12 protein-coding genes are annotated in these 13387 nt (G+C 38.7%); 3 read left to right on the top strand and 9 right to left on the bottom strand.

Annotated elements, in window-relative coordinates:
* Positions 1–11 precede the first annotated feature (11 nt).
* From PQ479_RS09390 to PQ479_RS09430, 9 genes are all read right to left on the bottom strand, one after another.
* Positions 12–2087 carry a cellulase family glycosylhydrolase gene (locus PQ479_RS09390; RefSeq protein WP_047989947.1) on the bottom strand — a complete coding sequence of 692 codons (2076 nt, stop codon included), beginning with the start codon at positions 2085–2087 and terminating at the stop codon, positions 12–14.
* Positions 2088–2248: 161 nt separating this feature from the next.
* Entirely contained in the window at positions 2249–3442 is a 1194-nt protein-coding gene (locus PQ479_RS09395; RefSeq protein WP_047989948.1) for a cytochrome P450 family protein, read from the bottom strand.
* Between the two features lie 466 nt (positions 3443–3908).
* A complete protein-coding gene (locus tag PQ479_RS09400) occupies positions 3909–4115 on the bottom strand; it encodes a hypothetical protein (protein WP_047989949.1) in 207 nt (68 codons plus the stop codon).
* 323 nt (positions 4116–4438) lie between these two features.
* The gene (locus tag PQ479_RS09405) at positions 4439–5137 is read right to left on the bottom strand and encodes an IucA/IucC family C-terminal-domain containing protein (protein WP_273716951.1); all 699 of its coding nucleotides are present in this window, start codon (positions 5135–5137) and stop codon (positions 4439–4441) included.
* Between the two features lie 11 nt (positions 5138–5148).
* Positions 5149–5970 carry an ABC transporter ATP-binding protein gene (locus tag PQ479_RS09410; RefSeq protein WP_047989951.1) on the bottom strand — a complete coding sequence of 274 codons (822 nt, stop codon included), beginning with the start codon at positions 5968–5970 and terminating at the stop codon, positions 5149–5151.
* Between the two features lie 20 nt (positions 5971–5990).
* On the bottom strand, positions 5991–7022 hold the full coding sequence (locus tag PQ479_RS09415) for a FecCD family ABC transporter permease (protein WP_047989952.1): 1032 nt from the start codon (positions 7020–7022) through the stop codon (positions 5991–5993).
* Entirely contained in the window at positions 7015–8031 is a 1017-nt protein-coding gene (locus PQ479_RS09420; protein WP_047990116.1) for a FecCD family ABC transporter permease, read from the bottom strand. The genes PQ479_RS09415 and PQ479_RS09420 overlap by 8 nt, the downstream gene beginning before the upstream one ends.
* Positions 8032–8073: 42 nt before the next feature.
* Positions 8074–9048, bottom strand: coding sequence for an ABC transporter substrate-binding protein (locus PQ479_RS09425; RefSeq protein WP_273716952.1), 975 nt, complete (start codon positions 9046–9048; stop codon positions 8074–8076).
* 329 nt (positions 9049–9377) lie between these two features.
* The gene (locus PQ479_RS09430; protein WP_047989954.1) at positions 9378–10352 is read right to left on the bottom strand and encodes an ABC transporter substrate-binding protein; all 975 of its coding nucleotides are present in this window, start codon (positions 10350–10352) and stop codon (positions 9378–9380) included.
* 183 nt (positions 10353–10535) lie between these two features.
* On the opposite strand from PQ479_RS09430, the gene PQ479_RS09435 reads away from it, so the two are divergent.
* The 3 genes from PQ479_RS09435 (at position 10536) to PQ479_RS09445 (ending at position 13337) form a co-directional block, all read left to right on the top strand.
* Positions 10536–11564 carry a FecCD family ABC transporter permease gene (locus PQ479_RS09435; protein WP_047990117.1) on the top strand — a complete coding sequence of 343 codons (1029 nt, stop codon included), beginning with the start codon at positions 10536–10538 and terminating at the stop codon, positions 11562–11564.
* On the top strand, positions 11564–12583 hold the full coding sequence (locus PQ479_RS09440) for a FecCD family ABC transporter permease (protein WP_047989955.1): 1020 nt from the start codon (positions 11564–11566) through the stop codon (positions 12581–12583). Before PQ479_RS09435 ends, PQ479_RS09440 begins: the two co-directional genes overlap by 1 nt.
* A gap of 256 nt (positions 12584–12839) precedes the next feature.
* Positions 12840–13337: a ferritin gene (locus tag PQ479_RS09445; protein ID WP_047989956.1), complete on the top strand. Its 498-nt coding sequence runs from the start codon at positions 12840–12842 to the stop codon at positions 13335–13337.
* Positions 13338–13387: the final 50 nt, after the last annotated feature.

Consider the following 13387-nt stretch of genomic DNA (forward strand, 5'->3'; position numbering starts at 1 on the left):
TGTTCACCTCTTTAAATAGACACGGGTTGATTTTTCGTACGTACTCTCTTCATTAAAAGACTGAGTAAAATAAACAAGCTTCCTAGTAATAGGAAATTATATGAATTGGTAGCTGTATCAGGCAATAAGTGATTTCCATGTTCACTTGTTTTTTCTCCGTTCGGAGGTGGGTTCATACCTCCTGCTTCAATCCCTAGTGCACCTTCATTTTTCTCACCATTCTCCTCATCCGTCCCACGCTCCTCTTCCTTATCATCTTTTCCTTTTGCTGGTGGACCCTCACCATTCTCTTTTGGCTTCGATATCTCTTTTTCCTTTTCTATATCCGTTTCTTCTTCAATCTGCTCTTCTTGTTCCTTTTGTTCTTCCTCCTTATCTAATGAAAGAAAACCAATAACATGTTCACCATTTTTCTGTAATGTATAGTCCAATTGCTCCCCGCTCCAGAAGTAAAAGGTAAGCTCCGTTTCTCCGTCCTCTAACTCGTTAAAAAACCGTCCGTAAGGGAAAGTCAATTCGTTGTCCTCATAGTTTGGTGAAAAGGCATATCCGAACTCTTTAAATGTCGTCCAATCATGTGGCCCCGCTGGACTTCCGTCAGGATAGACAGCCTCCATAGTTTTCAAATGAGAACCGTTAAACTCTATTGGAATAGTGAAATCATCAACATTACCCTCTGCCTCTCCTATAATAGGTGTATGATAGGCATAAACCTTAATATACCAATCGCTTCCATGGTCAAATGCTATTGTAAATACGCCTTTTTCTCCAACACTATTAAAATCTTTAACTACTTCTTTGATGATACTAGCTTTAATAGTGAGCGTTTCACCTTCAATGGTGTAATCATGTTCATTTAATAACGCCCCATCTAAACGAATTTCTTCTAAAATACGACCATTTAATTGAAGCTGAAATTCATGGTCTAGTATCTCCTCATCTTTATCAACATAAAGATAGTTAGCACTTGCTGTTGCTGAACGCCCCTCCCAGCTTGCTTTCATCATTTCGAACAGTTCACCATCAGCCCATTCATAATTAGTTCTATTAAAATGTTGGCCGTTATCCCACAGCATGTGAGCGATCCCTTTTTCTTGTACGTAATGAATCATATATTCAAAGAACTTTAGTTTTTCACCTTGCTGCACAACGCCTGTGTGAGTGTCAAAACCTAATAAGCCATATTCCCCCAAAACAACAGGTATTCCTCTATCAAGTAATGTTTGTTCAACACGGTCAAACGTTTCGTGAATATGTTGAATGGAATCTTGCTCAAAATGAGTATAACCTGCTACATTCACACTAAATGGCCAAAATCCATAAAAATGAACAGTACCAATTAAATAAGGATCATCTAGCTGTTCGATTTTTTCATACAAATCCTCAAGTTGATTTTGATGGTCGGGACTTGCATCTAATGTCGGTAAAACAAGTGGTCTTACTTCATTTAGAGCACCAGAATTCCTTACAATATCAAAAAAAGAATCATTCAACTGGTCCAAGAAAGCTTGCTTTTCTTGCTCTTGACCATAAAACCTAGGTTCATTAATACTTTCAAACATCAGCTCAATTGGATAGTCCTTAAAATGATCGCCTAATTGTAACCAAATCGCTTCAAACCGCTCTAAAGATTGTTGATTCTCATTGTACATGCCCTCTTCTAACCATAGCCATGAATCGTGATGGACATTAATCATGACGAATAAATCTTCTTCTAGCGACCAATTTACGACTTGTGTAACTCTACTTAGGAAATCTTCGTCAATTAAGTAATCCGGCCCTAATTCCATCCTCTGATCAAATGTAATTGGAATTCGAATACTCTTAAATCCTTGTTCAGCAATCTCTTCAATGAGCTTTTTTGTAACAAATGGATTGCCCCAAGCTGTTTCATCATCACCTACAGCATCAAATGAATTCCCTAGATTCCAACCCGGTTGCATGTCTTGAACATATTCATTAATATCATACAACGGTCCCTCCTGCTTAGATGCCTCACCAGTACTCACGAAAAAGAATAAACTAACACCGAAAAAAGCGATAACGATATAAAAAGTCTGGAAACGACGCCTCTTTAATAATTCCATGTACGAATACCTCCTCTCAAAATTTAAAACGCTTTCATCTTTAAGCTTAATAGAGAGGGAATTAGGAAAATACTAGACAAATTAGCTTAGTTTTTATATAAAAACTAGTGGTTAAAAATAAATAAAAGAGCCCATAAGAGCTCTTAGCGATTAAAGTACACTTATAAACTTGTTAACTTGATAGGAAACCTCTTCAAACCACGAATGATAAAACTCTGCCTCCATTCAAGCTCTGATAAATCAACTGCCAATCGAATATTCGGAAATTGCTCTAATAAAACACGCATTGCAATCTCCGCTTCTAATCTTGCTAGTGGAGCACCTAGGCAATAATGAATACCCTTTCCAAACGCAAGGTGAGGACTTTTCTCTCGCTTAATATCAAATTGTTCGGGCTTCTCAAATTCCTCTGAGTCATGATCTGCTGATGCTAATGAAACGATGACGTGGTCGCCTTTTTCAACCCTCTGACCCATAAATGTAAAAGATTCACGTGCCCAACGATCTGTGCTAAATTCAACTGGACCATTATAGCGTAGAAACTCCTCTATTGCTTGTCCCATTCGTTCAGGTTCTTCTTTTAATAGCTGAGCTTGTTCAGGGTGTGTTAATAATGCCAGTAAGCCATTAGCGATTAAATTCACGGTTGTTTCATGTCCTGCTACAATTAGTAACATGACGACTCCATATAACTCACGAACCGACAGCCGCTCTCCTTCTTCCTCAGCTAAAATTAAATCCGTTAATAAATCTTCTTTTGGTTCACTTCTTCTTTGATGAATGAGCGATTCCAAATAAGCCATAAATTCAATCATCGATTGCTCGTATTGCTCTTCGGTCACAATGTCAACAAGTACTTTTGACCAGCGCTGGAAAAGGTGCTGATCTTCAGATGGAACACCTAAAAGCTCACAAATCACACGAATTGGGATCGGAAATGCATAGTCCTCGATGAAATCTACGTCCTTATTCCGCCCCATTCGTTGAGCTTCTTCTTTGGCAATCTCTTCAATTCTACCACTTAGTGCTTTTATTTTTTTCGGAGCAAATCCCTTTGCGACTAAGTTCCTTAAGCGTCTATGGTCAGGTGGATCAACAAAAAGCATACTTTGTCCAATTGGTGGAACATTTGCATCCGTTATTTCTCCCGGGAAAACGGTTCGCATATCCTTAATAAAACGCTCATCTCTTAAGACCTTCTCTGCTGCTTCATAGGTAAAAGCTAGCCATGAAGAATTGTGTCCTTCAAACATTCTTACTTTAGCGAATGCATGATGTGGCCTAATGTCTTTATAGTACTCATATGGATTTTGATGGAACTGCTTAGAAAATAAGTCAATCTCTTTTATTGGCATAAAAATAACCCCTTTCATCTCTGTTCGTTCTATACTAACGATCATTCTCGATTGATAAGGGAATTCCTGTTGGACTTTTGTATGAAAGTTACTTATGAGCGATAGTTTGTACCGTGAAGTTAGCTCGTCATACACCTCGCGATCAATGACCTTAGTAGGACAGTGCTCCCTGTTGATTCAGGCAGACTCCTGATGGTGATCGAGTTGTAAACGTGCCAACAGTTTGAACAGTCGCCACTACTTTTATCTTTGTTGGTGTCGGAGTCGTTTTTGCTCCGACATGAGCGTTTTGTATGAAAGTGATGCTAATGATTAGGTGCGGAGTTCTACTTACCGCTACCGAAAATCATGCTCCGCGTCCTGTGGGGTGGCGCTAAGCTAATCGGCTACGCTGCTGGATCTCAGCTCTGCCACTACATCCCACGGTATTCTCCGCATGACTCGCCCGCTGTGTTACTGCTAAATCTCAAATAAAAAAATCTAACACCATTCTTTTAAATGAAAAAGACAAAATCAAATTAAATGAAGTTCCACCAGTTAAAGAGCCAGACACCACTTTCATCTTTGGTGGTGTCGGAGTCGTTTTTGCTCCGACATGAGCGTTTTGTATGAAAGTTACCCTAAAAGCGATGTGCTCTTCTTCTAAAACCGCTCCGGTTGATGCAGGCTTCATGGTTAGTGATCTTCTCATACAAAAAAATGATTTAAACAATAATGTACTACCAATAGATAAAGAAGCAAAACCAAATTGAATCAAGTGCTGAGTTGGAAAGGACTAATCCTCACTTTCATTTATACTCCAAGGTTTGGCTTCAGTATCTGCACATTAACCCCCTCTTTGTGTAGATACTCCAAGGTTTGGCTTCAGTATCTTATGGTGGCGATAGATGACTTTCATTTTTGTTAGTGTCGGAGCTGTTTTTAGCTCCGACATCACACAAAGTTGCTCTTCTTCTCCTTTATTAGTAGAGGTTATTATAGCAGCACCTTTGGTCCTTATTTCTTCAATGGACAGACGAGACAATATTCTCCCGTCTCTAGGCACCTTTCTAATTTATAATACATACAGCAGGTTTTTCGCTTTTCGCCATCTAGTTGTAAGTAAGGAGTGAGTGGATTTTTTTCTAATGCAAAGTAACGGGGTTCAGCGTATTTTATTTGATTAAAGACAGCTATAATTCGGTCTCTCTCTATTTCATCATCTACTTTTTTAACTATTTTTCTAAAAATAGAATTGATTCTTACCGCTACATTTTCCCACAAAATTTTTAAAGGTAACCTAGTTGTTGCATGTAATTGATTCAAGATAGGTGTCAGATTTTCTTGAAAGGTTTTCTCCAGATATAAGTCCATACAAGCTTCAAACTCCGGCTCTCGTACAAGCCCTACATTTTCACTTATGAGGGCAAGATTCTTATCTGTTGTGTAATAACTAGCCTGCTGATTCCAATAAATACAGCCTTTTAAGTTCAAGCATACATGCGTGGATGCAGTCAAAACTAAAAAAGCGTAACGTTTAGAGAACATAGAGGATGCCACAAGTTTAGATGGTGAGCCTTGCGTTATTTGCTGTTCTTCTAAAAAAGCTGAACACTTATCATCTGAGAATAAATCGGAAATAAGTAGGCCATCACTTTCCCCACCATTTATTAGTTTAATGGGCGTGTCATTTAAAGCCTCTTTGATTTCACTCATATCTAGCTTATTCATAACTTAATAAGTTCCTTCGCTTTATTTGCACGCACTACCTTTCTCCCTTTACCATGTGGAATGCAAAGTGGCGTACCAAAAAGTGGATCTGATATAATGTCAGCATCTAATTGAAAGACCTCTTTGACCATTACTTTCGTCACAACTTCCTCGGGCTTACCTTGAACATATATGCCCTTATCTTTAACAGCAATCATATGATCAGCGTATCGACTAGCCAAGTTTAAATCATGTAACACCATAACAATCGTTCTCTCTTCAGCTTCATTTAAATCATATAGTAAATCTAGAATATCAATTTGATGGGTCAAATCGAGATAAGTTGTCGGTTCATCCAAAAGAATCGTATCGGTTTTCTGAGCAAGAGTCATCGCAATCCAAGCTCTCTGCCTCTGGCCACCTGATAATGAATCTAACGTCTTCGCTCTTAATGGCATCATCCCCGTTACTTGTAGAGCCTCATCAACCAACCACTCATCTTCTTTTGACCATTGCTTTCTCCAGCTTTGGTGTGGATATCTCCCTTGTTTCACTAGTTGATGAACCGTTAATCCTTCAGGAGAGATGGGCCCTTGTGGCAACACAGCTAACTTTCTTGCAATTTCTTTCGTTGTCATACTTTTCATTTCTCTGCCATCCAACGAAATTACACCTGTAGCTGGCTTCATAAGTCTTGCAAGTGCTCTTAATAATGTAGATTTACCACAGCCATTTGCTCCTACTAATACCGTTATTTTGCCTGTGGGAATTTCTAATTGAAGATCTTCTATAATATTTCTCTCACCATAATTCAGTGTTAACGCTTGAGCTTCAATCATCCAATCCCTCCTTATATATTTCAATTACGATAAAGTAAGTAAATAAAAAATGGGGCACCAATACTAGCCGTAAAAACACCTGCTGGAATATCTGAAGGCAAGAAAGCTGAACGTCCAATTAAATCAGCTGCCATCACAAGGAAACTACCTACTAATGCCGATACAGGAATCAGCCCAGCAAATGAACGACCTATTAACGTTCTTGCAATATGTGGGGCCATCAGTCCGATAAAACCAATTCCACCCGCAAATGCAACAGCAATTCCTGCTAATACGACACTTATGGCGAGAAAAATGACACGGTAGATTTGTACTTTCACACCTAAACTCGTTGCGATATCATCGCCTAATTCTTTGACAGCCATTGTTCTTGCTAAAATATAAGTAAGCAATAAACATAAAAGTAACCAAGGAAACATCAATTGGATATCGCTCCAACTCGCTCCGTATAAACTACCTGTTAACCATAAGTAAGATTTCGTTGTAATCGCCGTATCACTCATGACCATCAGCATCGTAACTAATGCATTCATAATGGCTGATATTCCAATCCCCATCAATACGAGTCTGATAGGAGTAACTCCTTTACTCCAAGACAATAGGTAAATCAGAGTGGCGACAATCGCAGCACCGATAATAGCGGCGAGTGATAGCCATTGAATGCTAACAGCCCCCATAAAATAGCCGATAAATACAATTGCCCCTACCGACCCTCCACTAGTAATCCCGATAATATCCGGCGAAGCAAGTGGATTTCGAATAATTCCTTGTAAAATTAAACCTGATACAGCAAGTGCGCACCCAACAAAGATCGCTAGAAGTGTTCGCGGTAACCGCCATACGTTGATAACAAAATCATATTGAGGGTTTCCTTGCCCAACCAAATGTTTAACTACTTCTATCGGATGAATCCAATCACTACCTATCGATAAGCTACTAAGGAAAAGTAGTACATTCATAAAAAAGAGAATTAAAAATACGTATACGGTTTTTCTCTCAAATTGAATCGACCATTGCTCATTTTTGGCTCGTATTTGATAATATCTACGCATTCCTTTTTAATCCCTTTCTAGCGATATATACAAAAAACGGTGCCCCAATAAAGGCTGTCATCACACCAATCGGAACTTCCTGTGGCATAATAATGACTCTCGCTATCATATCAGCTACAAGCAGCAACATAGCTCCCACTAACGCACTATAAGGAATGACCCAACGATGATCTCTTCCAATTAACCCTTTAACAATATGCGGAACAATTAAACCTATAAAACCGATCGCACCAGCCACAGCTACAGAGCCACCAGCAAGCATAATAACAACTAAACCTACGATTATTTTTACGAGTACCGTTCTTTGACCTAACCCTTTGGCCACATCCTCACCTGATAGAAGGATATTAAGCGGTCTCCCTAAAAATAATGCTACAATCATTGCCATACCAAGGTAAGGAAAAACAGAGACTAGCATATTCAAATCACGACCAGCTACCGACCCTGCCATCCAAAATAAAATACTTTGAATCGATTGTTCATCAATGACTAAAAGCCCCTGCGTACCTGAAGCAAATAAGGCCGAGATGGCAGCACCCGCTAAAACGATTCTTAGCGGACTCAAACCATCTCTTCCTAAACTTCCTAAAAAGAAAACAAGCACACCAGCAATACCTGCTCCTAAAAGCCCCATCCACATATAACTTGTCAAAGAGTTTAATGATAAAAAGGTAATCGAAAGAACAATAAAAAACAAACCTCCCGCATTAATACCCAATAAATCAGGTAATGCTAACGGGTTCCTAGTCATGGCTTGCATAAGGGTTCCTGCTATTGCAAGACAAGCACCAATAACGACAGCAATAAGAGCTCTTGAAATTCTTGATGTCATAATAATAATATGCTCCGTATTGCTAGGGTCATATTGAATAAATGCTTGAATGGTAGTTATAACCGTGATGGGCGTTTGTCCAACTGAAATACTAACAATGAATACAAGAAATAATAGAATAAATAAAGCTATTAACCCTATTAATTTACTTTTATTACTTTTAAAAACATTCATCATCATCGTCCATTCCATTTCCATTAATAGGGTTATTGATTGACCTTACTCTTCTATTGCTAGTCTTTCATAAATATCGTCAAGCATTAAATTAGCAGCCAGAATGCCGCCACCCATATTCCAAATGACTTCATCAACGATATAAGATTGCTCTGCTTGTACAGCATCAAGACTTTCCCAAAGAGGATGTTCCGTCCACTCCTGGTACGTATTCTCTACAGCAGCGTCATCTTCCATAAAAATATAAAAGACATCTGCATTCATTTGTGGAATCGCTTCTTTATCCATAAGCCTAACAATCTCTTCCCCTGAGCCTTCTAAGTTTTTGGGTTCCTTAAAACCAAGCTCAGTCAAGATTGAACCTGCAAAACCCGTCACATAAATTCTGGCGTGGTCTGCTCTAAAATTGAGAACAGAAACATGCATCGGCCAATCATTTATTTGCTCACTTGCTTTTTGCCCGAAATCAGCCACACGATTATCCCAGTCAGCTAGTAATTTTTCCGCAACATCTTGTTGATTTAATGCTTCACCCATTAATTGAGTCGTTTCTTTAAAATCAAAAAGCGATTCATCTGCAACCGTTGGTGCAATCTGAGATAACTGCTCAAAAATCTCCTCGTGGCGTACTTTAGAAGCAATGATAAGGTCAGGATTTAACTTCGCAATCTCTTCTAAGTTAGGTTGCGTCTCCTCCCCTACATTCGTCACTCCCTCTAAGTCATCTCTTATGTATTCATAAAAAGGCTGTTCTAACCAAGATTCAACTGCTCCAACAGGTGTAATACCCATTGCTACTGCTGTATCTGTAGCCCCTTGATATAACGTAACAATACGTTGTGGCTCTCCCTTGATTGAAGTCACCCCTAAAGCATTTTCGACTTCTCGCACTTCCGTAGCAGATTCTTCTGGCTCATTCTCCGTTTCTCCACCGTCACCTTCCGTTGTTGCTTGACAACCGACTGTGAGTAACATCATAAAAATCAAAGACAGCAAAAGCAAAACATTATTCTGCTTCATATTCATTCTCCTCTACTTCAAAATAAGATTTGTTTATTATTGATAATGATAATCATTATCATATAATTTGCAGTATACTTGATTCAGTTCACATAATCAACAAAATAATTCAATAATTTCATCTGTCCACCAACAAAATAGAGTGAGTAGTAACCTATCAGGATTAGCATCTAAAATCCAAGTGCTTTTGGACCGTTAGCCAAGCTCGCTTGGCTAAAAAAAACAAAGACCAAAAGGTCAAATTATCTTGAGAAATGAGCATCACCCATTGAACTTTCATACAAAAAAGGGTAAGAATCACGCTCTTACCCTCCATGTATGAACTTTTATTATTCAACTAAACTTTCTAAAATGTAATCAATGATTTGCCCGTTAGCAATTGCTCCTTGGTATAACCAAGCCGTACCTTGTTCGAATTCATAGACGTTACCATTCTGTACAGCCGGGATACTTTTCCATAAATTATCTTGAATCGCTGAATCAGCACCATCACCATCACTATTAATTAAGAATAAGTGATCAGCATCTAGCTCAACTAATTTCTCTAATGAGATCGCACTCCAATTCGCTGTATCCGCAGCAGAAATTTCTTGTACGACAGCTGGTGCTGTTAACCCTAAATCACCGTACATAACCGCTCCACTCGATAAGTTTTCATTCACAATGAAGAAGCTACTATTAATCAACCACACAGCGGCGGCTGATTGTTCACCAATACTGTCTTGAAGTTGTACTTTAGCTTCCTCTGCCTTTGTATTATAATCAGCTAAAACTTGTTCAGCTTCTTCCTTTTTATTCAAAACCTCTCCTACTGTTAACAACTCTTCACGCCAGTCATTGTTTTCTTCTTCACCAATAACAAAGGTTGGGGCAATTTTTGCATACTGCTCGTATTTGCCTCCTTCTACAAGTGCTGGTGAGTCAACCAAAATTAGATCTGGATTGTATCCACTTACTGCTTCAAAAGGTAAATCATGTGGAATTAAAGGAATTCCCTCTAAATCCCCTTGCAAATATTGTTGAATACTATCGCCACCGTGCACAGACCATTGAGCGACCGGTAACACATCTAATGCTACTAAATGATCCTCTAAATAGGTGCCCAATACATTTTCAGGTGTTCCTGAAATCGTTACCTCATTACCCATTCCATCTGTTAATACTCTTTCTTCACTGGTCGGTTCATCACCAGAATTATCAGGTGCTTGTTGCTCTCCACCATTTTCATCCGTACCACACGCTACGAGAGCCAAGGTCAGTACGGATACCATACTCCATCTATGTAACCATTTTGTTTTCTTCATCATATATTCCTCCGATTTTCTTTACTATACATCACAACAAATAGATGATAACAATTATCATTATCAATAGCAACTATTATTTTTTGGCATATTGATGTACACGTATAAAAGCTATATAATGAAAATGATTATCAGTGTCAATAAATTAGAAGGAAGATGGTTTTACATGCAAGTGATGAATTTATGACAATAAAGGAAAATAAACCTGCTTCACGTTCAAATGCTGTGATAGCATTATTTGTGCTCATTTGTAGCTTTGCCCTTTTGCTTATTTCCATGGTTGCCTCCATTGGTTTTGGAGCCTCCTCTATTACTATACAAACCATTATTGATAGTATTCTAAACTATAACCCTAATGATTCTTCTCATATTATTATTCAAGAACTTCGTATTCCCCGTGCTGTTGCTGCGGCCTTTATCGGTGCCGCTTTAGCAGTTTCAGGTGCCATTATGCAAGCTATGACTCGAAATCCCCTTGCCTCACCTTCGATTATGGGAGTAACTGCCGGGGCGGGTTTACTGTTATCTATTGCTTTTGCGATTTGGCCTGCCTTAAGTCATATACAGCTATTAATCGTCTCTTTTGTCGGGGCGGGTCTCGGAGCTACACTCGTTTTTACAATCGCCTCGATGTCACGAGGTGGAATGGCCCCGGTAAAATTAGCTTTGGCAGGAACTGCGATTACAACTCTACTAAGCTCCGTTTCTACGGTTATTGGCTTACGTTTTGATGTCGCTAAAGATATAAGCTTTTGGTATGCTGGCGGAGTCTCAGGTATTCAGAAAATAAGTTTATATTATTTAATTCCACCTATTGTAATTGGTATCATTCTTGCTTTATTTCTCGCGCGCTCATTAACCCTATTAAGCTTTGGTGATGATATTGCCAAAGGGTTAGGGCAAAGAACAAGATGGGTCAAAGTTACGGCAACCTGTGTCGTTCTATTACTCACTGGTGCTGCTGTTTCCATCGCTGGTGTCATTGGCTTCGTAGGGCTTGTTATACCACATATTACTCGCTTTTTAGTAGGATTAGACTATAGGTGGGTCATTCCAGGGTCGGCGCTTTTAGGTGCTCTACTGCTGGTTGTAGCTGATACAATCGGTCGCACTATTAACTCTCCTTTTGAAATTCCTGTGGGAGCTGTAACGGCGATTGTCGGAGTCCCTTTCTTCTTATACTTGGCTCGTAAAGGAGGAAGAGGGATCTAATGGATATTTTCCAATTGAAGCGTAAGAAAGCGTTCAGATTGAGTATAGTCATTTTAGTGCTTATTATTATCACTTTTTTTATTAGCTTACATACAGGTTTGACAAAGTTAACACCTGTTGTAGTGATCCAAACTTTACTTGGCAATGGGACGGATCAAAATTGGGTGATTTTGGTCGACTTCCGCTTACCACGTATGGTTTTAGCTTTATTAATTGGGGCTGGAATCGCTATATCCGGAGTTATTTTACAGTCCATTTCAAGAAATGCTTTAGCAGATCCTGGCATAATCGGTATTAATGCAGGTGCTGGATTTGCTGTTGTTTTATATATGTTTTTATTTCAGGGAGCTTCTCTATTATCGGGGACATTAGCGATTTTCTCATTACCGTTTGTTGCTCTAATTGGGGCATTTACAGCTGCTTTATTCATTTATTTATTAGCTTGGAAAGACGGGGTAACACCAACGAGATTAATCCTTGTCGGTATTGGTATTAACGCTGCTTTTAATGCTGCTATGGTCGTTTTTCAATTAATGATGGAACCTAATGATTTTACAAAAGCTTTAACGTGGTTATCCGGATCAATTTGGGGGACCAATTGGACTTATGTTCTATCCCTACTCCCTTGGATTATTCTACTAATACCTATCGTCTTATTAAAGGCACGAAAGCTAGATCTCATTTCACTAGGAGATTCAACTTCCATTGGACTAGGAATTGCTATTGAAAAAGAACGTTTTATCTTGCTTATGTTTGCTGTCGCACTTGCGGGAGCTTGTGTTTCCGTCGGCGGAGGTATAACCTTTTTAGGCCTTATCGCACCACATCTAGCAAGGAGATTAGTCGGTTCTACACATGCTCTATTTATTCCCGTTGCGGCATTACTTGGTTCATTCTTTTTACTTGCTGCTGATACATTAGGTAGAGTAATCTTAGCACCAGCAGAGGTACCTGTTGGTTTAGTTGTAGCTATTCTTGGGGCTCCTTATTTCATTTATTTATTATTAAGAACACCTTAATACATTAGATGTTTACTCGAGGTATACAAGAATTCCTTGCTATATCTCGGGTATTTTTTATGGACTTTTATACTTCTCTTACTCTTCTTAAACTTTTTAATTGATAATGATTATCATTATCTTGTATACTAATTATGGTTTATCTTTCTCCATTCTTCGGGTATAGATTGAGATAGAGAAAGATAGCTTTTTTAGAGAAGGTTTATTTAGAGATTTCCGAATGATTAATTCTAAATACAAATGAGGAGTGAACACCATGTTATCAGAAAAACTAGTTGATGCGTTGAACCACCAGATGAATATTGAATTTCAAGCTGCCCATGATTATATGGCGATGGCTGCCTATTGCCACTATACAAGCTATGATGGCTTTGCTAACTTTTTCTTAATGCAAGCTCAAGAGGAACGTGAGCATGGGATGAAGGTCTACACCTATTTAAATGACAAAGGTAAGCAAGCACTCTTTGCCGATGTTAAGGCACCAAAAGCTAAATTTAATACCTTATTAGAAACATTTGAAGCCGCTCTCGAACAAGAGAAAAAGGTAACAAAAAGTTATTATGACGTATACGGTATTGCTCAAGATGAACGAGAGTACCAAACACTCTCCTTCTTAAATTGGTTCTTAGATGAACAGGTTGAAGAGGAATCTATGTTTGAAACGCATATTGATTATTTAAAAAGAATCCAGGATGACTCAAATGCATTATATATTTACGAGCAGGAGCTTGGAAAACGTAAAGCCGGAGAATAATAGAAAGACCGCGTAGCTCAGGTAGCTACACGGTCTTTTCTTCATCTACT

The organism is Alkalihalobacillus pseudalcaliphilus (genome assembly GCF_028610675.1).
Classification (GTDB): domain Bacteria; phylum Bacillota; class Bacilli; order Bacillales; family Bacillaceae_D; genus Alkalihalobacillus; species Alkalihalobacillus pseudalcaliphilus.

Excerpts from the sequence above, each read along its gene's own strand:
- PQ479_RS09410 (WP_047989951.1), bottom strand. The coding sequence starts at position 5,970 with ATGATTGAAGCTCAAGCGTTAACACTGAATTATGGTGAGAGAAATATT.
- PQ479_RS09400 (WP_047989949.1), bottom strand. The coding sequence starts at position 4,115 with ATGAAGCCTGCATCAACCGGAGCGGTTTTAGAAGAAGAGCACATCGCT.
- PQ479_RS09415 (WP_047989952.1), bottom strand. The coding sequence starts at position 7,022 with ATGCGTAGATATTATCAAATACGAGCCAAAAATGAGCAATGGTCGATT.
- PQ479_RS09405 (WP_273716951.1), bottom strand. The coding sequence starts at position 5,137 with ATGAGTGAAATCAAAGAGGCTTTAAATGACACGCCCATTAAACTAATA.
- PQ479_RS09435 (WP_047990117.1), top strand. The coding sequence starts at position 10,536 with ATGACAATAAAGGAAAATAAACCTGCTTCACGTTCAAATGCTGTGATA.
- PQ479_RS09395 (WP_047989948.1), bottom strand. The coding sequence starts at position 3,442 with ATGCCAATAAAAGAGATTGACTTATTTTCTAAGCAGTTCCATCAAAAT.
- PQ479_RS09440 (WP_047989955.1), top strand. The coding sequence starts at position 11,564 with ATGGATATTTTCCAATTGAAGCGTAAGAAAGCGTTCAGATTGAGTATA.
- PQ479_RS09420 (WP_047990116.1), bottom strand. The coding sequence starts at position 8,031 with ATGATGAATGTTTTTAAAAGTAATAAAAGTAAATTAATAGGGTTAATA.
- PQ479_RS09390 (WP_047989947.1), bottom strand. The coding sequence starts at position 2,087 with ATGGAATTATTAAAGAGGCGTCGTTTCCAGACTTTTTATATCGTTATC.
- PQ479_RS09425 (WP_273716952.1), bottom strand. The coding sequence starts at position 9,048 with ATGAAGCAGAATAATGTTTTGCTTTTGCTGTCTTTGATTTTTATGATG.
- PQ479_RS09445 (WP_047989956.1), top strand. The coding sequence starts at position 12,840 with ATGTTATCAGAAAAACTAGTTGATGCGTTGAACCACCAGATGAATATT.
- PQ479_RS09430 (WP_047989954.1), bottom strand. The coding sequence starts at position 10,352 with ATGAAGAAAACAAAATGGTTACATAGATGGAGTATGGTATCCGTACTG.